The sequence below is a fragment of the Agrococcus sp. GCM10030265 genome (genome assembly GCF_042666675.1).
In the GTDB taxonomy this organism is placed as follows: domain Bacteria; phylum Actinomycetota; class Actinomycetes; order Actinomycetales; family Microbacteriaceae; genus Agrococcus.
In genome coordinates this window covers 630,828-649,048 of sequence record NZ_JBHTCZ010000001.1, presented here as the reverse complement: position 1 = coordinate 649,048, position 18,221 = coordinate 630,828, and the positions used below count along the sequence as shown (strand labels likewise).

The 18,221-nt window shown below is 74.0% G+C and carries 24 protein-coding genes; 18 read left to right on the top strand and 6 right to left on the bottom strand.

Annotated features, from left to right (window positions below):
- Position 1: 1 nt before the first annotated feature.
- Genes ACFQPP_RS03160 through ACFQPP_RS03150 form a run of 3 tightly spaced genes read left to right on the top strand, consistent with a single transcriptional unit; the run spans position 2 to position 3,845 of the window.
- The gene (locus ACFQPP_RS03160; protein ID WP_376915061.1) at positions 2-895 is read left to right on the top strand and encodes an SDR family oxidoreductase; all 894 of its coding nucleotides are present in this window, start codon (positions 2-4) and stop codon (positions 893-895) included.
- On the top strand, positions 892-2,760 hold the full coding sequence (locus ACFQPP_RS03155) for a glycoside hydrolase family 15 protein (protein ID WP_376915060.1): 1,869 nt from the start codon (positions 892-894) through the stop codon (positions 2,758-2,760). Before ACFQPP_RS03160 ends, ACFQPP_RS03155 begins: the two co-directional genes overlap by 4 nt.
- Positions 2,760-3,845, top strand: coding sequence for an aromatic acid exporter family protein (locus tag ACFQPP_RS03150; RefSeq protein ID WP_376915059.1), 1,086 nt, complete (start codon positions 2,760-2,762; stop codon positions 3,843-3,845). The genes ACFQPP_RS03155 and ACFQPP_RS03150 overlap by 1 nt, the downstream gene beginning before the upstream one ends.
- Before the next feature lie 19 nt (positions 3,846-3,864).
- Here ACFQPP_RS03150 and ACFQPP_RS03145 read toward each other — a convergent pair whose 3' ends face one another.
- The 3 genes from ACFQPP_RS03145 to ACFQPP_RS03135 all read right to left on the bottom strand — a co-directional run bounded on the left by ACFQPP_RS03145 (position 3,865) and on the right by ACFQPP_RS03135 (position 6,934).
- On the bottom strand, positions 3,865-4,731 hold the full coding sequence (locus tag ACFQPP_RS03145) for an SDR family oxidoreductase (protein WP_376915058.1): 867 nt from the start codon (positions 4,729-4,731) through the stop codon (positions 3,865-3,867).
- A gap of 102 nt (positions 4,732-4,833) precedes the next feature.
- Positions 4,834-5,529 carry an HAD family hydrolase gene (locus ACFQPP_RS03140; RefSeq protein ID WP_376915057.1) on the bottom strand — a complete coding sequence of 232 codons (696 nt, stop codon included), beginning with the start codon at positions 5,527-5,529 and terminating at the stop codon, positions 4,834-4,836.
- Between the two features lie 10 nt (positions 5,530-5,539).
- Positions 5,540-6,934 carry a glutamyl-tRNA reductase gene (locus ACFQPP_RS03135; protein ID WP_376915056.1) on the bottom strand — a complete coding sequence of 465 codons (1,395 nt, stop codon included), beginning with the start codon at positions 6,932-6,934 and terminating at the stop codon, positions 5,540-5,542.
- Between the two features lie 338 nt (positions 6,935-7,272).
- Between ACFQPP_RS03135 and ACFQPP_RS03130 the strand changes: the two genes are divergently transcribed.
- Entirely contained in the window at positions 7,273-8,073 is an 801-nt protein-coding gene (locus ACFQPP_RS03130; protein WP_376915055.1) for a hypothetical protein, read from the top strand.
- Here the strand turns inward: ACFQPP_RS03130 and ACFQPP_RS03125 are convergent.
- Together ACFQPP_RS03125 and ACFQPP_RS03120 are read right to left on the bottom strand one after the other, a co-directional pair.
- Positions 8,034-8,348 (bottom strand): hypothetical protein, encoded by a 315-nt coding sequence (locus ACFQPP_RS03125; RefSeq protein WP_376915054.1) that lies wholly within the window; start codon positions 8,346-8,348, stop codon positions 8,034-8,036. The genes ACFQPP_RS03130 and ACFQPP_RS03125 overlap by 40 nt on opposite strands.
- Positions 8,349-8,447: 99 nt before the next feature.
- Entirely contained in the window at positions 8,448-8,642 is a 195-nt protein-coding gene (locus ACFQPP_RS03120) for a CsbD family protein (protein ID WP_376915053.1), read from the bottom strand.
- Positions 8,643-9,069: 427 nt separating this feature from the next.
- Here ACFQPP_RS03120 and ACFQPP_RS03115 point away from each other — a divergent pair, with 427 nt between their 5' ends.
- The 12 genes from ACFQPP_RS03115 (at position 9,070) to hemG (ending at position 16,174) form a co-directional block, all read left to right on the top strand.
- A complete protein-coding gene (locus tag ACFQPP_RS03115; protein WP_376915052.1) occupies positions 9,070-9,492 on the top strand; it encodes an Asp23/Gls24 family envelope stress response protein in 423 nt (140 codons plus the stop codon).
- Positions 9,489-9,677, top strand: a complete 189-nt coding sequence (locus ACFQPP_RS03110; protein WP_376915051.1) for a hypothetical protein — start codon at positions 9,489-9,491, stop codon at positions 9,675-9,677. Before ACFQPP_RS03115 ends, ACFQPP_RS03110 begins: the two co-directional genes overlap by 4 nt.
- Complete coding sequence (locus tag ACFQPP_RS03105) at positions 9,674-9,979, top strand: hypothetical protein (protein ID WP_376915050.1); 306 nt, start codon at positions 9,674-9,676, stop codon at positions 9,977-9,979. Before ACFQPP_RS03110 ends, ACFQPP_RS03105 begins: the two co-directional genes overlap by 4 nt.
- Positions 9,976-10,518: a hypothetical protein gene (locus ACFQPP_RS03100; protein WP_376915049.1), complete on the top strand. Its 543-nt coding sequence runs from the start codon at positions 9,976-9,978 to the stop codon at positions 10,516-10,518. The genes ACFQPP_RS03105 and ACFQPP_RS03100 overlap by 4 nt, the downstream gene beginning before the upstream one ends.
- Positions 10,515-11,117 (top strand): hypothetical protein, encoded by a 603-nt coding sequence (locus tag ACFQPP_RS03095; protein WP_376915048.1) that lies wholly within the window; start codon positions 10,515-10,517, stop codon positions 11,115-11,117. The genes ACFQPP_RS03100 and ACFQPP_RS03095 overlap by 4 nt, the downstream gene beginning before the upstream one ends.
- A 69-nt stretch (positions 11,118-11,186) precedes the next feature.
- Positions 11,187-11,378, top strand: a complete 192-nt coding sequence (locus ACFQPP_RS03090) for a CsbD family protein (protein WP_376915047.1) — start codon at positions 11,187-11,189, stop codon at positions 11,376-11,378.
- A 221-nt stretch (positions 11,379-11,599) separates the two neighbouring features.
- Entirely contained in the window at positions 11,600-11,728 is a 129-nt protein-coding gene (locus tag ACFQPP_RS03085; RefSeq protein ID WP_376915046.1) for a hypothetical protein, read from the top strand.
- A gap of 104 nt (positions 11,729-11,832) precedes the next feature.
- Entirely contained in the window at positions 11,833-12,384 is a 552-nt protein-coding gene (locus ACFQPP_RS03080) for an RNA polymerase sigma factor (RefSeq protein WP_376915045.1), read from the top strand.
- Complete coding sequence (locus tag ACFQPP_RS03075) at positions 12,381-13,178, top strand: Asp23/Gls24 family envelope stress response protein (RefSeq protein WP_376915044.1); 798 nt, start codon at positions 12,381-12,383, stop codon at positions 13,176-13,178. Before ACFQPP_RS03080 ends, ACFQPP_RS03075 begins: the two co-directional genes overlap by 4 nt.
- Positions 13,175-13,474, top strand: coding sequence for a hypothetical protein (locus ACFQPP_RS03070; protein ID WP_376915043.1), 300 nt, complete (start codon positions 13,175-13,177; stop codon positions 13,472-13,474). Before ACFQPP_RS03075 ends, ACFQPP_RS03070 begins: the two co-directional genes overlap by 4 nt.
- A 91-nt stretch (positions 13,475-13,565) precedes the next feature.
- A complete protein-coding gene (gene hemE, locus ACFQPP_RS03065; protein WP_376915042.1) occupies positions 13,566-14,663 on the top strand; it encodes a uroporphyrinogen decarboxylase in 1,098 nt (365 codons plus the stop codon).
- Positions 14,660-16,174, top strand: coding sequence for a protoporphyrinogen oxidase (gene hemG / locus ACFQPP_RS03060; RefSeq protein WP_376915041.1), 1,515 nt, complete (start codon positions 14,660-14,662; stop codon positions 16,172-16,174). Before hemE ends, hemG begins: the two co-directional genes overlap by 4 nt.
- 12 nt (positions 16,175-16,186) lie before the next feature.
- Here hemG and ACFQPP_RS03055 read toward each other — a convergent pair whose 3' ends face one another.
- Positions 16,187-16,633, bottom strand: coding sequence for a MarR family winged helix-turn-helix transcriptional regulator (locus ACFQPP_RS03055; RefSeq protein ID WP_376915040.1), 447 nt, complete (start codon positions 16,631-16,633; stop codon positions 16,187-16,189).
- A gap of 191 nt (positions 16,634-16,824) precedes the next feature.
- On the opposite strand from ACFQPP_RS03055, the gene ACFQPP_RS03050 reads away from it, so the two are divergent.
- Together ACFQPP_RS03050 and hemQ are read left to right on the top strand one after the other, a co-directional pair.
- The gene (locus ACFQPP_RS03050) at positions 16,825-17,370 is read left to right on the top strand and encodes a MarR family winged helix-turn-helix transcriptional regulator (RefSeq protein WP_376915039.1); all 546 of its coding nucleotides are present in this window, start codon (positions 16,825-16,827) and stop codon (positions 17,368-17,370) included.
- Between the two features lie 57 nt (positions 17,371-17,427).
- A complete protein-coding gene (hemQ, locus tag ACFQPP_RS03045; RefSeq protein ID WP_376915038.1) occupies positions 17,428-18,159 on the top strand; it encodes a hydrogen peroxide-dependent heme synthase in 732 nt (243 codons plus the stop codon).
- Positions 18,160-18,221 lie beyond the last annotated feature (62 nt).

Genomic DNA, 18,221 nt, shown 5'->3' with positions numbered 1-18,221 from the left:
CATGGCTGACCAGTACACGTTCGCAGACCCCACGACGCTCTACGCCCACATCGACACGACGGCGATCTCGCAGGACGGCCCCGGCCTCGACGCGAACATGCGCGACAAGGCCGACCTCGGCGAGGAGACCTACCGCGGCACCGGCCGCCTCGAGGGGCGCAAGGCGCTCGTCACCGGCGGCGACTCCGGCATCGGCGCCGCCACCGCCATCGCCTTCGCACGAGAGGGCGCCGACGTCGCCATCTCGTACCTGCCCGAGGAGGAGGAGGATGCGCAGCGCATCGTCGCCCTCATCGAGGAGGCTGGCCGCACCGCCGTCGCGATCCCCGGCGACATCACCGATCGCGAGACGAGCCGCGCCGCCGTCACGACGACCGTCGAGCGCCTCGGCGGCATCGACATCCTCGTCGCCAACGCCGGTCGGCAGCAGTACGTGAACGACATCGAGGACCTCACGGACGAGTCGTTCGACCAGACGTTCAAGACCAACGTCTACCCGCTGTTCTGGATGGTGAAGGATGCCGTGCCGCACATGCCGGCCGGCTCGACCATCATCGCGACGTCGTCCATCCAGGCGTACTCGCCCTCCGAGCACCTCGTCGACTACGCATCGACGAAGGCCACGCAGAACGCCATGTGCAAGGCGCTCGCGCAGCAGCTCGCCCCCAAGGGCATCCGCGTCAACGTCGTGGCGCCCGGCCCGATCTGGACGCCGCTGCAGACCGCGGGCGGCCAGCCGACGGATGCGCTGCCCGAGTTCGGCGAGCAGACGCCGCTCGGCCGCGCCGGCCAGCCGGCCGAGCTCGCACCGGCGTACGTCTTCCTCGCCTCGCCCGAGTCGAGCTACGTCGTCGGCGAGACCCTCAACGTCAACGGCGGGATGCCCACGCCGTGACCTTCGCGTGGCAGGTGGGCTCCGGCCCCCGCTGGCACGGCGGCGAGCCCGTCGACGCCCCGGTCGACGGCCGGGACGCCGACGGGTACGCCGACCTGCGCACGTACGCGCCGATCGGCGACGGGCGCACGATCGCGCTCATCTCGCGCGGCGGCGCCATCGACTGGCTGCCGCTGCCCGCGATCGACTCGCCGCCGCCGTTCGCGGCGCTCCTCGACGCGGAGGCGGGCGGGCGCATCCTGCTCGCCCCCGTCGAGGAGCACACGTCGAGCCGCCGCTACCTCGAGGGCGGCAACGTGCTCGAGACGACGTTCACGACAGCCTCCGGCGTCGTGCGCGTCACCGACGCCCTCAACACGGGGCAGGCTGGGCGTCTGCCGTGGTGCGAGCTCGCGAGACGCATCGACGGCGTCTCGGGCTCCGTGCGCCTGCGCGGCGAGATCGCGCCGGGCACGCTGCTGAACGCGGCGTCGCCGTGGGTGAGCGAGACGGTGCACGGCACCGTGCTGCGCGTGGGCGGCCTCACCCTCGCGCCGCGCACCCTGCACGATGCAGGCGTCGACGTCGAGGAGCGCCGCGTCGTCGCCTGGTACGAGACGACGCCCGGCTCGCGGCACCTGCTCGGCCTCGTCGCCACCGACGAGGAGCCGCTGCCGCTGCCCGACCCCGAGCGCATGGACGAGGGCATCGACCGCACGATCGCCACCTGGCGCCGGTGGGCCGAGTCGTGCGCGTACGACGGGCCGTGGAGCGCCGAGGTCTCGCGCAGCGCCCTCACGCTCAAGCAGCTCATCTACGGCCCCACGGGCGGCATCGCCGCCGCGGCCACCACATCCCTCCCCGAGTCGCGCACCGAGCCGAAGGGCTGGGACTACCGGTACTCGTGGCTGCGCGACACCGCCTACTCGCTGTCGGTGCTGCTGCAGCTCGGCGTCACCGAGGAGGTGCACGGCGCAATGACGTGGATGCTGCGCCTGCTGCGCGCCGAGCACGACGTCACCGCCGTGCTGCACGCGCTCGACGGCAGCGACCCGAGCGCCGACGTCGTCGAGCACGACGTGCCCGGCTGGCGCGGCGCGCAGCCCGTCGTCACCGGCAACCGCGCCACCGACCAGCTGCAGCTCGGCGTCTACGGCGACCTGTTCAGCATCGTGCAGCTGTACGTCGACGGCGGCAACGTGATCGACGCGCCCACCGGTCGCCTCATGACCGAGATCGCCGACCTCGCCGCCGACCGGTGGCGCTCGAAGGACGCCGGCATGTGGGAGCTCACCGAGCAGCGCCACTACACGACCTCGAAGCTCGGCTGCTGGCAGGCGCTGCGCCATGCGGCGCACCTCGCCGACATCGGGCAGATCCCCGGCGACGCGAAGCGGTGGCGGTTCGAGGCCGACGCCATCCGCGACTGGGTCGACGAGCACTGCTGGTCGGACGCCCTCGGCGCCTACGAGTGGTATCCGGGCTCGGATCGGCTCGACGCGTCGATCCTGCTGCACGCCATCAGCGGCTTCGACAGGGGCGAGCGGATGCGTTCGACGCTCGACGCCGTCGAGCGCGACCTCGCGTTCGACGGGCACCTCGTGCGCTGGACGGGTGCCGAGCAGGAGGAGGAGGCGTTCGTCGCCTGCTCGTTCTGGATGGTCGCCGCCCGCGCGATGTGCGGGCAGGTCGAGGTGGCGCGCGAGCGCATGGAGCATCTGGTCGCGACCGTGCCGAACGACGTCGGCATCATGGCCGAGATGGTCGAGCCGTCGACGGGCGCCTTCGCCGGCAACCTGCCGCAGGCGCTCAGCCACCTCGCGCTCGTGAACGCCGCCCTCACCATCCGCACCGTCGAGCGCGACGGCGTGCCGAGCGACGGCTGATGGCGTCGCTGCGCACGCGCCTCGCGTCGACGTCGGCGAGCGCAGCACGCCAGGGCGTCGCGACGCTCGTGTCGCCCGACCGTCTGCTGCTCGCCGCGAAGGGGGCCGTCGCGGCGGTGCTCGCGTGGCTCGTCGCGCGTTCGCTGCCCGGCTTCCTCGACCAGTACGCCTACTACGCGCCCTTCGGCGCCGTCGTGGCGATGATGCCGTCGGTCGTCGACTCGCTGCGCACGGGCCTGCACACCCTGCTCGGGCTCGCCGTCGGCGGCGGCATCGCCGTGCTCGCGTACCTCGTGGGGCTGCCGGGGCTCGCGACCGTGGCCATCGTGATCGTCGTCGCCATCCTCGTCGCGGGCCTGCTGCCTCCTGGTCCCGGACGCGACTACGTGCCCGTCGCGGCGATCTTCGTGCTGATGTCGAGCGGCGGCGATCCCGAGATGTTCGGCACCGCCTACGTGGTGCTGACCGGCATGGGCCTCGTGATCGGCACGATCGTGCACCTCGCGATCCTGCCGCCGCTGCGCACGCTGCCCGTCGACCGGCGGCTGGAGGCGCTGCGCGCCTCGGCGGCCTCGCTGCTCGACGACCTCGCGACGCAGCTCGACGACGCCGAGCAGCCCGTCGTGTCGCTCGAGGATCGCGGCGCCGAGCTGCAGCGCGCCGTCGACGAGACGCAGGCCGCGCTCACCGACGCGCAGCGCACGCGGCGCGTGAACGTCCGCGCGCTCGGGGGGCGCCACACGATGACGATGAGCACCGTGCGGTTCGGCGAGCTGCGCGCCACGGTGCGCGAGCTCGTCTCGCTCGCATCCGTCGTCTCCGACGAGCGCACGACGCTCGCCGTGCCCGACGAGCTGCCCGCGGCGCTGCGATCCGCGGTCGCCGACGTGCTGCGCAGGCTCGGCCGCGCCGTCGAGGGGGAGGATGGCGACGACGAGCTGCGCGCGGCGTGCGACGACGCGGCGCGGGCGCTGCGCGACTGGGATGCGCCGTCGATCGCCGCCGCGGCGGCCGCGGGCGCGCTCGGGCACCATGTCGTGGCGCTCGAGCAGCGCATCCGCGGCCGCTCGCCGCAGGACGACTGACGCGGGCGACGCGCGCGGATCACGGCACCGCGCGACCGCCCGTCACGCCGATGACGGCTGCCGACGTGTACGCCGCCTCGTCGGAGGCGAGGTAGACGTACGCGCCCGCGAGCTCGGCCGGCTGCCCCGCGCGACCGAACGGCGTGTCCTGGCCGAACTGCTGCACCTTCTCGTCCGGGAATCCCGTCGCCGGGATGAGCGGCGTCCAGATGGGCCCGGGCGCCACGGCGTTCACGCGGATGCCGCGCGGGCCGAGCTCGACCGCCATGGCCTCGACGAACGCGCGCTGCGCGGACTTCGTCATCGCGTAGTCGACGAGCCCGGGCGACGGATCGGCCGACTGCACCGACGACGTCACGATGATCGACCCACCCGCGGGCAGGTGCGGCACGGCCTCGCGCGCGAGGATGAGCAGCGCGTAGAGGTTGGTGCGGAAGACGCGGTCGATGCCCTCCCAGGTGATGGCCTCGATGCCGTCGCGCTGCCGCTGATGGGCGGCGTTCGACACGAGCACGTCGAGCCCGCCGAGCTCGTCGACCGTGCGCTGCACGGCCTCCACGCATGCGGCCTCCTCGCGCAGGTCGAGCGCGAACGCGACGCCGCGCTGCCCCGCGTCCTCGATCGCCGCGATGGTGGCGGCGGCGTCCTCGGCCTCCTCGGGCAGATGCACGATGGCCACGTCGGCGCCCTCGCGGGCGTACGCGATCGCCACGGCCCGGCCGATGCCGGAGTCGCCTCCCGTGATGAGCGCGCGGCGCCCCACGAGCCTGCCGCGGCCCACCCAGCTCGTCTCGCCGTGGTCGGGCACGGGATCCATGGGCTGCGTGAGCCCCGGCTGCTCGGGCTGCTGCTGCGTGGGGAACTCGGACGGATGCTGATCGGACATGTCGCGCCTCCTGACGGGTCGGGGGGAGTCCTGCAAGACCAGCAGGCATGCGGTGGGCGCGGGAGCCCCTTGCGCGGTCGACGCGCTCGGTCGACGCGCGCGTCAGGCGCCGACGAGGGCGGGCAGCTCGTGCATCGCGCGGAAGACGACCGATGCACCCGCGGCGCGCAGCGCATCCGCATCCGCACCCTCGGGCGCGTAGGCCAGCACCGTCGCACCCGCGGCGACGCCCGCCGTGGTGCCGGCGACCGTGTCCTCGACGACGGCGCAGCGGCGCGGGTCGACGCCGAGGCTCGCGGCGGCCGCGAGGTAGACGTCGGGAGCCGGCTTGCTGCGCGGCTGCTCCTGCCCGGACAGCACGTGGCCGCCGAAGCGGTCGAGGATGCCGAGCATCGTCAGCTGCATCTCGATCTTCGCCCGGTCGGCGCCCGATGCGCAGGCGACGGCTCCGGGGTAGCGGGCGACGACGGCGTCGAGCGCCGCGACGACGCCCTCGACGGGCGCGACGCCGTCGGCGAGCAGCGCGGCGTCGCGACGCTCGCGGAACTCGTCGATCCACGTCGCGTCGAGCACGGCGCCCGCGTGCGCCATGATGACCGGCAGCTCGTCCTCGAGCACGCGACCCACGAAGCGGCGCATCGACTCCTCGGGCGTCAGCACCCATCCGAGCTCGGCGATCATCGTGCGCAGGACGCCGTTCACGGTGGGCTCGGAGTCGGCGAGCACGCCGTCGCAGTCGAAGAGCACGGCGTCGAAGGGGCGCGCGAGCGGCGCGGAGACGTGGTGGTGCGACGGCATGCGGCGCCGGTCAGGCGACGTCGTCGATGCCGAAGAGGGCCTCGAGCGCGTCGAGGTAGTCGGCGTGGCGGCCCTTCGCGGCGAGCTCGCGGGCGCGCACGCTCGGCTGGTGCAGCAGCACGCCTGCGAAGTGGCGCAGGGCCTGCTCGGCGGCGAGCTGCTCGGCCTCGGTGCCGCGGCGGCGCACGCGCGTGAGCTCGGCGTCGAGCGCAGCCGTCACATGCTGCCGCAGGGCTGCGACCGCCGGGCCGAGGCGCTGCTCCTCGCCGACCCGCTGGTAGGTCTTCGCGGCCTTCTGCACGAGCGCACGAGCGTCGTCGGTGGCGGTGAGGTGGTCGAGCGGAGCGTGGATGCGGATGGTCTCGAGGTCGAGCAGCTCGACGCCGTGCACGCGCGACACGTCGGGCGCGACGTTGCGCGGCAGGCCCATGTCGATGACGAGCTGGCTCGAGCGGCCGTGCTCGACGGGGCACGAGGCACCCGTGACCTGCACGGCGACCGGGCAGACCGCGGGCTCGACGCGCTCGGGCTCGGCGCCCGCCGCGAACGGCCCGACCGCGACGCCGTGCGCATGCCCCGAGGGCATGCCCGCGTACGCGTGGGTCGCGGCGAGCGCGCGGCGGCCCGCTGCGATCATCGCGGCGTCGATGACGTGCTCGCTCGACGTCGTGCACGTGACGACGACGTCGGCGCCCGCGAGCGCGAGCGGCGCATCGCGGCCGTCGACGCTCGCGATGCCGTGGCTGCGGGCGAATCGGTCGCCGCGGCCGGACGGGCTCCACACCTCGACGTCGCGCACGCCGCGGTCGCGCAGCGCCGCGAGCGACGCCGCCGCGAAGCGGCCGGTGCCGACGAGCAGCACGCGCGCCTGCGACCAGTCGTGGATGCGGTCGCTCGCGAGGTCGAGCGCGAGGCGCACGATCGAGCGGCCCTGCTCGCCGAGGCCCGTGCGACGCTTCACGCCGCGCTGCGTCTCGATGGAGCGCTGGAAGAGGCGCTCGAGATCGCTCGTCGTCGTGCCGGCATCCTGCGCGTTGCCGAGCGCGCGCCGCACCTGGCCTGCGATCTCGCCCTCGCCGACGACCACCGACTCGAGGCCGGCCGCGACGGCGAAGAGGTGCTCGGCTGCGTGGGCGTCGTAGAGCGCCTCGACGTGCTCGACCTCGCCGGGCGCGCCGGCGCGCGTCAGCGCGGCGTCGAGCGCGGTGCGCGCCGCTGCGTCGGCCTGGTCGGCGGAGACGTCGAGGTAGGCCTCGAAGCGGTTGCAGGTGGAGACGACCACCGCGCCGTCGACGCCGTCGGAGGAGGCGAGGAGGGTCGGCAGCATCGACGAGTCGGCAGCGGCGAGGCGCTCGAGGACGTCGAAGTCGGCGTTCCGGTGGCTCGCCGTGAGGCAGATGAGCACACTCCATCGTATCGGGCTTCCGACGCTGCGCCGTTCGCTCGCCGCGTGACGGCACTCGCCCTCACCGCCGCCGTCATCCCGACCGCCGATCGCCGCGCCCAGGCTCGCGCGGGCCACGCCGATCGTGCAGGCGCCCGCTGCACGCACGGCATCGGCGCGACATCGCCCGTCGCCCGTTCGAGGCGCTGCATCGTGCGAGCGGCGGCCGCAACCTCGCGACCAGGCCGCTGCCGTGCCTCTCGACGACCGACATGCGAGCGGGTCCCCTCGCGACCTCGGCTCGTGGGGCTCTGCGCACCTCCAGTCGAGGCGCAGGGCCTCCTGGCATCATCGCGAGGGTGAAGCCGGCCTCGCTCGAGTCGCTCGTCGACGACAGCAGCTCGTGGGGAGTCGTCGAGTGGTGGCGCCTCGAGCTGCGATCGTTCGCGGACTTCCCGCATGTCCAACGCGCACTCGCGGTGCTGTCTCCGCGTGAGGCGTGGTCGAAGGAGCACGGGAGGCCCTCGCTCGGCGGCTGCCTGCAGACGCTCGCGTTCGTCGCGTCCCTCGTCACGCCCACGATCGCAGCGGCACTGCTGATCACCTGGATGGCAGACGGGTTCGGCGCCATGCCCCTTCCGCAGGTCGGACTGCTCTTCCTGGTCAGCGTCCTCGTGAACGTCTACTCCGAGGTGCAGGGACGCCGCCGCCCTCGCGCCGTCGCGATCGGCGCGGTGCGTCGCGTCAGCCTCGTGCACATCGTGCCAGCGAGCGCCGTCCTGGCACTCGCTGCGCTGGCCGCGGCGGGCGACGGGCGACGATCGCCGGAACCGCCCGTGCTCCTCTGGCTCCTCCCCGTCCTCATCGACCTCGCGCTGCACGTCCACATCTGGCGAAGGGGTGCGACCCGGCCCGGCGGCCCGCAGGACCCCGTGGAGAACGTCGTCCGAGCCGTGCACGAGCTCGATCACCAGCAGCGCGAGAGCATCCGCGCTGCTCGCGATGCCGCGATCGATCGACTCCTGCTGCAGGGGAAGATCGACGCGGACGCCATGACTCGCGCGCAGCGCACGGAGATCGGATCGTTGGCCCTCACCGTCGCCCCCGAAGGACGATCCGGCTACCACCCGGCATCTGCACCCGACGACTCGAGACCATGACGCGACCCCGCGCGACCGCCGACGGACGCGTCGATCAGGGACGCAGGGAGCGAACCGTCGTCTCCGGGAGGCGTCTCGCTGCCGCCGATCGGTTCGGCTGATGGACGATGCAGGCAGCCATCCACCGCGTCGACGACGCCGTCGACGACGGTGGCGAGGTCGAGCTCGCTGGTGCCGGAGTCGGCGAGCTCGGCCTCACCGGACATGTCGGTGGCGAGCACGGTCCCGCCGACCCCGCGCAGGCCTGCGACGTCCAGCGCCAGGAGGCGCTCCACGTGCGGTCGAGGAGCCGCGGCGCGTCACCTCCTGCCGTGCCGCACGCGACGAGGCCCCCGATCCGCAAGGGGATCGGGGGCCTCGGCGTGCACGGAGTGCTAGCGCTTGTCGCCGCCGAAGGCGTCGTGCGCTGCGTCCTTGACGTGCTCGCCCGCCTGCTTCGCGTTGGCCTTGCCCTGGTCGGCCTGGCCGTCGCGCTCGAGGCGCTCGTTGTCGGTGGCGTCGCCGAAGGCCTCCTTGGCCTTGCCCTTCAGCTCCTCGGCCTGGTTCGAGATCTTGTCTCCGAGTCCCATGGGCTCCTCCTTCTCCTCTTGCGATCGAGGTCTCCCTCGCGTGGTCTGCCTGCAACGATGCCCCTCGCGACGGGGGCCCGCCACGCCTTGCGTCATCGACGCAGCAGTGCAAGGACGCTCGCAGGTCATACGACGATCGAACGACTTGGACGTCGGGTTCGAGGCGGTCGCGATGCGGCTCGGGCGCGGCCGTGGCGGGCGTCGGCGGTGGAAGCGGCGCTACCGTCCCCCGCTCGCAGCCATCATGGGTCGCCTCATCCCCTCCCGGGCATCCCGACGCCAACCGGCGCCTCTACCGCCCCGAATCAGATCTGGCAAGCGTGCCTCAAGGTCGTTCGAAATCGAATCAAGATTCCTCGTGACGAATCGCGAGCTCGCGACGTCTTCATCACGTAGGACCTCGACACGACAGGAAGGGAGCCACACCATGGCCACCACGAACCCCACCCCCAACACGGTCGCCGCCGCAGGCGTCACCGGCACGACCACCGTCGTCGACCCCGTCGTCGCGAAGATCGCCGGCATCGCAGCGCGCGAGGTGCCGGGCGTGCACGACCTCGGCGGCGGCGCAGCCCGCATCGTCGGCTCGGTGCGCGACGCCATCGGCCAGCGCGACCAGGGCCAGGGCATCAAGGTCGAGGTCGGCGAGAAGCAGGTCGCTGCCGACGTCACGATCGTCGTCGAGTACCCCGAGCAGCTGCAGGTCGTCGCCGACGGCGTGCGCCACGCGGTCGCCCGTGCGATCACCGAGCTCGTGGGCATGGAGGTCGCCGAGATCAACGTGACCGTCACCGACGTCCACATCCCGGGCACCGAGGACGACGAGGCCGAGGAGTCGCGCGTCGCATGAACGGCATCACCATCGGCGCACTCGCCGGCCTGATCCTCGCCTTCTTCGGCCTGGCCTTCGGCATCGGCGGATTCCTCATCGCCCTGCTCCTCGGAGCGCTCGGCGCGGTCATCGGGGGCGTCGCCACCGGGCGACTCAACCTCCGCGCAGCCGTCGACGCGGCCCAGGGGCGGAGCCGAGGATGAGCCTCCCCGGTCGCGTCTCGATCGAGCCGCGGGCCATCCGCGCGGTCGTCGAGGCCGCGACCGCCGAGACCTTCCGCGCTCCCGCCAAGGGGGTCCGCGCCAAGGTCCACGCCGATCGCGGGCGGCTCGAGCTCGACATCGCGACGCCGTACGGCGGCGCCGAGCCTCTGCTCGGCGCCGCCACCCGGGGGCGCGACGCCGTCGCCGCCCGGGCCACCGAGCTCACGGGCGCCCGCTTCGACCGGGTGCGCGTGCGCATCACCTCCCTGACCGACATCGACGACCGAAGGAGGGTCGAATGAGCTGGATGCGACGCTACGAGCGCCGCGAGCTGCACCGCTCGCGCTCGCTCTCGTCCTCCATCGCGCTGATCGTGACGGCCGCCGTGCTCGTGTGCGGTGCGCTCGTCGCGATCCTCGGGCCCATGGGGCTCCTGCCCACCGGCATCACCGGCGAGGGCGTGCAGACGTTCCTCGTCTCCGCAGGCGCCGCGAGCATCGCGACCGGCGTCGGCGTCATGATCGTGGGCCTCGTGTGGCTCGCGCTCGGGCTGGGGCACGGCCGCCGCAGCCGGCGTGCGCTCGAGAGGGATGGCGTGGTCGTGATCGTCGACGACGCGACGCTCGCGAGCGCGATCTCGGGCACCGTGGCTCGTGCGGCACGCGTGGGCTCCGGTGCGGCGAGCACCGTGCTCGGCCGTCGCCGCGCACGCACGCTCGTGCGTGCCGACGCCGGCTTCGACGCCGACGTGGATGCCGCCCAGGCGGCCGCCGCGGCGACGCTCGACGCGCTGCGCCCCCGCAGGACACTGCGGGCCGACGTGCAGGCGGGTGCGGCATGACGACCTCGAACCGCGGCTGGAACCGCATCGTGCTCGTGCTGCTCGGCATCGTCTGGCTCGCCGGCGGAGGCATCCTCGTCGCCCGGCAGATCTGGCCCGACCAGGTCGTCGCGGCGTGGGAGGCGGCACCGCAGGCCGTCGCCGACGGCTGGGCCGCGCTCACGGCGCAGCTCGGGCTCTCGCTCGGCGCCCTCGACCCGGCAGCCCTCTGGGGCGTCGTGCTCGTCGCGACCGCCGCCCTCGCACTCGTGTGGGCCGTCGTCCACGCGGCGACGCGCGGCAAGGGTCGCACGAGCGACGCCGTCCAGCAGGACGACGTCGTCGTCGAGGCCGGCGCCGTCGAGGACGTCTACCGCGACGCCCTCGGCTCGCACCCCGACGTGCTGCACGTCAAGGTCACGGCCTGGCGGCACCGCGGCGCGAACGCCTGGCGCGCGAGCGTCGACGTGCGCGACCACGCACGCCTCGACGAGGTCGCCGACCGCGCCGCCCACGCCGCGACGGCGACGCGCGAGCGGATCGGCATCGACGCCCCCATCGTCGTGCACCTCACGAGCAGCATCCGCGCATCCGTGTCGAAGACCGCCAGGGCGGCCTGACGCGCACCGACCATCACCACCGACGCGGCGGCACCCGCCGTCGCATCCACCATCACCGAAGGAGGAGTCATGGGACTCGGAGACAAGATCACGAACAAGGCCGAGGAGCTCGGCGGCAAGGCCAAGGAGGCCATCGGCAACGCGACCGACAACGAGCGCCTCGCTGCCGAGGGCGAGCGCGAGCAGGCCGCGGCGAAGGCCAAGCAGGCCGGCGAGCACGTGAAGGACGCCGCCAAGGACGTCTTCGGCGACAAGCGGTAGCGAGCGACCTCACCGGTCGCACGACGGCCGCGGTGCACGTCGATCGGCGCGCGCCGCGGCCGTTCGCGTCGCGACGGGGAAGGCCGATCGGGCTCCTCGATCGGACGCGCCATCGTCGCGGGCGCCCCGTCGCGCCCGGCCCCTCCATGGCCGGGCGCCTCGACTCGATCGCCCGATCCCCCCGGACCCCGAGACCCCGAGACCCGACCAGAGGAGACCCCATGCGCAGCACCATCGTCCTGCTCGCCGGCGCAGCCGCCATCGGCTTCGTGCTCGGCACGCGGGCCACCCGACCCGTCGTCCGCGAGTCCGCACCGCGCCGCGCCGTGCGACGCGCGATGCGCCGCTGACGATCGATCATCCCGTCGACGACCCGAGCCCTCGCGGGCACGACGCCGACGCCCCACCCGACGACCCGACGAGGGTCGCTACCGTACGACGAGAGGAGGTGCCGATGCGGCTCGAGGATGCACCCGATGCACTGCTCGCCCAGCGATCGGCCGACGGCGACGACCGCGCCTTCGCGGTGCTGGTCCGCCGGCACTCGCCCTACCTGCGCGGCTTCGCCGCCCGCTACCTCGGCTCGAACCTCGAGGCCGACGACGTGGTGCAGGAGGCGCTCGTGACCGCGTGGCGCCGCATGGGCGAGCTGCGCGACCCGGCGCAGGTGCGCTCGTGGCTGGCGACGGCCGTCGCCAGGCGCGCGACCGACGTGATCCGCACCCGAGCGCGGCGCCGCACCGACGGCGGCATCGAGGAGCGCGAGATCGAGGATCGCCGCGACGGACCCGAGCGGCGGCTCGAGCAGCGCGAGGCGACGAGGGCGCTCGGCCGCGCGGTCGACGCGCTGCCCGCCGAGCAGCGCGATGCATGGATCCTGCGCCAGATCGGTGGCCTCTCGTACGACGAGATCGCCGAGCGCACGGGGTCGACACCCGCGACCGTTCGCGGAAGGCTTGCCCGAGCGCGCCAGAGCGTGCTCGCGACGATGGAGGAGTGGAGGTGACCATGCACGAGGACCACGCCCGCGACGACGCTCGCACGGCACCCGACGGATCCGCCGTCGCCCCTGCCGCACCCGTGCACGATCCGCGAGCCAAGGAGCTCGCGCAGACGATCGACGCGACGCTCGAGGAGCTCGGCGAGGCGACCGGCGAGTCCGGCGCCACGCCCGAGGAGCCCGCGCAGCCCGCGCAGCCCGCGCAGCCCGAGGAGCCTGCGGATGCCGCGGAGCCCGGAGAGCCCGAGGAGACGATCGGCGCGACCGGCGCCACGCTCGAGGAGCTCTCGGCGTATCACGACCGCGGCCGCAGCCCGCGCGTCGCCGCCTTCGAGCACGACGCGGAGGCGAAGGCCCTGCTCGACTCGATGGAGCGACTCGACCGGCTCGCAGGCACCATGGCCGACGAGGATGCCGCCGAGGCCGGCGCGGTCGACGACCAGTGGCTCGAGGGGCTGCTCGGCGTGATCCGCAGCGAGGTGCGCGCGGGTCGCGACCTGCCGATCGAGGATCCCGACGAGCGCACGTCGACCACGATCACCGAGGGTGCGCTGCGCGAGATCGCTCGCAGCGCCGGCGACGGCGTCGACGGCGTGCTCGTGGGCCGCGTGCAGCTCGTCGAGGACGCCGGCTCGCTCGACGTGCGCCTGTCGATCGGCGTGCGCTACGGCAGCGCCGTCGTGCCCGCGGCCGACGCCGTGCGGCGCGCGGTGCACGACGCCCTCGTCGCTCACGCGCCGATGCGCGTGGGCACGATCGACGTCGTCGTCGACGACGTGCTGCTGGGAGGTGCACGATGACCGATCCGACCGATGTCGCTCGCCTCGTCGATGCCTCGGTGGCGACCGTGCGGGGCGTCGCGCACGTCTACGTCGCGGCGCCGGCGATGGCGCAGATCGCGGAGGCGGGCCGCCGAGAGGTGCTCGCCCACGTGACGCCCCTGCCGAGGACGATCCGCGTCGCCATCGGCGTGCACCAGTCGGCCGACGTGCGGGCGGCGACGCGCGCCGTCGCGACCGCGGTGCGCGCGGCGCTGCCGGACGACTGGTCGGATGCGCGACTGACGGTGCAGGTGCGCCGCATCGAGCGCGACTGACGCTCCCGGCGCCGCGATCCCCCGAGGCCGCGGCGCCGGGACCCGTCCACCCCCTCGGGGGCGACGACGCGGATGGGAGGATGGAGGCACGATGACGACGCTCCCGCAGCACCACCCGCTCCACTCGACGACGGCAGACAGCCGGCTCATCCGCGCGTACCGCGGCGAGCGGCCCGACGTCACGCCCGTCTGGTTCATGCGGCAGGCAGGGCGCTCGCTGCCCGAGTACCGCGAGCTGCGCACGGGCCACGACATGCTCGACAGCTGCCTCGACCCGGCGCTCGCGAGCGAGATCACGCTGCAGCCCGTGCGGCGCCACGGCGTCGACGCGGCGATCTTCTTCTCGGACATCATGGTGCCGCTGCTGCTCGCGGGCGTCGACGTGCGCATCGAGCCGGGCGTCGGGCCCGTGATCGGCTCGCCGATCGCCTCGCCGGAGGCCGTCGACCGGCTCGTCGCCACCGACCCCGCCATGCTCGACGACGCGCTCGAGCCCGTCCGCGAGGGCGTGCGGCGCACCGTGGCGGGCCTCGCCGGCATCGGCGACGGCACGACGCCGCTCATCGGCTTCGCCGGGGCGCCCTTCACGCTCGCGGCGTACCTCGTCGCCGGTCGCCCGTCGAAGGATCACCTCGCGGCGCGCACGCTCATGCGCGCGCATCCCGTCGCGTGGGCGCGCCTCACCGACTGGTGCGCCGACGTCACGGGACGCTTCGTGCGGGCGCAGGTGGATGCGGGTGCGTCGGCCGCGCAGCTGTTCGACTCCTGGGCGGGCTCGCTGCCGCTCGACGCGTACGTGCAGCACGTCGCGCCCGCATCGTCGCGCGCGCTCGACCACGTGCGCGGCCTCACGGCATCCGACGGCCGCTCGCTGCCCCTCGTGCACTTCGGGGTCGGCGCGATGGAGCTCTACGGCGCCATGCAGCTCGGCGTCGACGCGATGGGCGTCGACTGGCGCACGCCGCTCGACGTGGCGCATGCGCGCATGGGCAGCGGCGTGACGGTGCAGGGAAACCTCGACCCGGCGCTGCTCGGCGCCCCGTGGGAGACGGTGGCCGCCGCCGCCGACGAGGTGCTGCGCCAGGGCGCCGCCGCCCGCGCGCACGTCTTCAACCTCGGGCACGGCGTGCCGCCCGAGACCGACCCCACCGTGCTGACGCGCATCGTCGAGCACGTGCACGCAGCATGAGCGAGCCGGGCGCCGGCGGTCGCGAGACCGGCGAGGACGCGCACGAGCCGGGCGCGACCGGCGACGCGCCGGAGGCCGAGGCGGCGCCCGAGCTCGAGCGCCCCATGCACGAGGTCGTCGTCGTGGGCGCGGGCGTCGCAGGGCTCGTGCTGGCCAACGACCTCGCTCGCCGCGGCTACGACGTGCTCGTGCTCGAGGCGCGGGATCGCGTGGGCGGCATCGTGTCGCGCCATGACCTCGCGGGCATCGCGCTCGACGCGGGCGCCGAGTCGTTCGCGGTGCGCGGCGGCGCCGTCGCCGAGCTCGCCGGGCAGCTGGGCCTCGAGGACGACCTCGTCGACCCGGAGCCCGGCGGCGCCTGGCTGCGGCTCGCCGACCGCTCCGTGCCCCTGCCGAAGCGCACGATGCTCGGCATCCCGTCGGTGCCGCTCGCCGAGGACGTCATCGCGGTGCTCGGCTGGCGCGGCGCGCTGCGCGCATACCTCGACCGCCTCATGCCCGTGCTGAAGGTGGGCAAGGACGACCGGCTCGGCCCCCTCGTCGAGCGCCGCATGGGCTCGGCGGTGCTGCGCAGGCTCGTCGCGCCGATCTCGGGCGGCGTGTACTCGTCGAACGCGCGCGACCTCGACGTCGCCGTCGTCGCGCCGGGGCTCAACGAGGCGATGACGCGTGCCGGCTCCCTGTCGGGCGGCGTCGCGCTGCGCATCGGCGACGGCGCGCGCCCCGGCTCGGCCGTGCGAGGCATCCGCGGCGGGATGCACCGGCTGCCGGAGGCTCTGCGCGTCGAGGTCGAGCGGCGCGCGACGATCCGCACCGCCGTCGCCGTCGACCACGTCGAGCGCACCGATGCCGGATGGGCCGTGCAGGCGGGCGAGGAGCGCTGGACGGCGTCGGCCCTCGTCGTCGCCACGCCGGGTGCACCGGCCGCGACGCTGCTCGCGGATGCGGGCATCGAGGTGCAGGCTGCCCCCGCGACGACCGTCGAGCTCGTGACGCTCGTCGTCGAGGGGCTCGAGGGCGCGCCGCGCGGCTCGGGCGCGCTCGTCGCCGAGGACGCCGGCATCGCCGCGAAGGCCCTCACGCATGCGACGGCGAAGTGGGCCTGGCTCGCCGAGGCCGCCGGTGACCGCGCGGTGCTGCGCGTCTCGTACGGTCGCGCAGGCGAGGCGCCTGCGACCGCCGCGCTCGACGACGACGCAGCGATAGCGCTCGCGCGCGACGACGCATCCGCGATCCTCGGCGTGCCCGTGCCCGAGCCGATCGCCGCCGATCGCGTGCGGTGGGAGCAGGCGCAGCCGTCGTCGTCGGTGGGCGCGCGGGCGATGCAGCAGCGCGTGCGGCAGGCCGTCGCCGACGTGCCGAACCTCGAGGTCGTCGGCGCGTGGATCGCGGGCACGGGCCTCGCGCAGGTCGTGCCCGACGCGCGGGAGGCGGCGTTGCGCATCCGTCGCGAGCGATTCGCGATCGAGCGGGAGCCCGAGGCCGACGAGCCCGGCCCCACGACCGACTGACGCCTGCTGCCCTCAGCGCTCCTGAGCCTCGACGACGTCGGCGACGCGGTCGAGGAAGTCGGCGATGAGCAGTCTCGAGCGGGTCGAGAGCTGCTCGACGATCTCCTGCACCTGCTGCTCGACCGGATCGTGGGCGACGGCGTCGCGGGTGGGGACGACGATCTTGCGACGGCGGTCGGAGTGATGGGGCCGCGTCTCCACGAGGTGCACGCGCATCAGCCGGTCGAGGAGCGACGTCACCGCCGACGTCGTGAGGCCGAGGGACGCGGCGATCTCGGTGGGGGTGACGGGCTCGTCGTCGGCCCGGTCGATGACGAGTCGCAGCGCCGCGGCGTCGGACTCGCCGAGCCCCTGCGCAGCCTGGCGGCGCCGCACCATGTGCGACTCGGCGGTGCGCAGGCGCACGAGCGCCTGCATGACGTCGGTCGCGGTCCGACCGACGAGCGTCTTCTCCTCCATGAGGTGCACGGCAGCCTCCCCTCGCTCGACGGTGCCCCCGCGAGGGGCCACCGCATGCCCGCGCACCGTCGGTCACGGGCATCTGCTTCGACAGCCTAGCAACTCGTCCTTCGAGTAGCATGGCAGGCAGGTCGGATGAGGCGTCGAGACGTACGATCGGATCCCGACCGATCGAGCATGGAGGAGAGCCCATGACCAGCACCGACGAGGCGAGCGCCGCGCTCGACGTCGCTGCGCCGGTGCGTGAGCGGACCTCGGAGTACTGGTACCCCGACGGCCACGCCCCCTCGGCCGTCGACGTGCTCAACCTGCTGCGCCGCTACCGCACGGCCGAGACGGCGATGCGCGCCCGCACGCGGTCGTCGATGCACATGAACGAGACCGACCTGCTCGCGCTGCGCCATCTGCTGCGCGCCCAGCGGCACGGCGACCTCGTGCGTCAGCGCGACCTCTCGCAGCTGCTCGACATCTCGTCCGCCTCGGTCACCGCGCTCGTCGATCGCCTCGAGGCGTCCGGCCACGTGCAGCGGCAGCCGCATCCGAGCGACCGGCGCTCGGTGGTCGTCGTCGCGACGGCCGACACCGACCGCGAGGTGCGCGAGACGCTCGGCGACATGCACCAGCGCATGATCGGCGTCGTCGACGGCCTGAGCGAGGAGCAGCTCGAGGCCGTCGGCATCTTCCTCCGCGGCATGGTCGACGCCGTCGAGGAGTCCAGCAGCCGCCCGGGGCGCTGACGTCCGCACGCCACGCCGCGTGCGAGCGACCACCCCACGACGCGAGACAATGGAGCAGTGAGCGACGACAAGATGGCCCCCGTCGTGCCCATCGGCACGGCACCGATCGAGGTCATCCGGCACCCCAGCGGCCGGGACCTCGAGGAGCCCCAGGGCTTCGCGACGTGGATCGTGCTGCGACGCACCGCACCGGCGGGCACCGCAGGGCGCGAGGCGCTCGACGACGCCGTGGCCGGCCTCGGCAGCGTGACGCTGCGCGGCATCTACGACCTCACCGGGTTCCGAGGCGACGCCGACGTCATGCTCTGGCTGCACGGCCCCGACGCCGCCGACCTGCAGCACGCGGTGCGCCGCCTGCGCCGCACCGCCGAGCTCGCAGGCACCGAGCAGGTGTGGAGCGCCATGGGCGTGCACCGCGACGCCGAGTTCAACAAGCGCCACGTGCCCGGCTTCCTGCGCGGCGTCGACCCGCGCGGCTGGGTCGCGGTCTACCCGTTCAACCGCTCGTACGAGTGGTACCTGCTCCCGGCCGAGGACCGCTCGCGCATGCTCGCCGAGCACGGCCGCCGGGGTGCGGCGTACACGGGCGTCATCGCCAACACGGTGAGCTCGTTCGGCCTGGGCGACTGGGAGTGGATCCTGCCGCTCGAGTCCGACGACCTCGTCGAGCTCGTCGACATGATGCGCGAGCTGCGTGCCGTCGAGGCGCGCATGCACGTGCGCGACGAGATCCCGTTCTACACGGGCCGCAGGATCGAGACGACCGACGTGATGGAGGTGCTGGCATGAGCTGCTGCGGTGGAGGATGCTGCGGAGGTGCGTCGCAGACGCAGGACGCCGCGATCGAGACG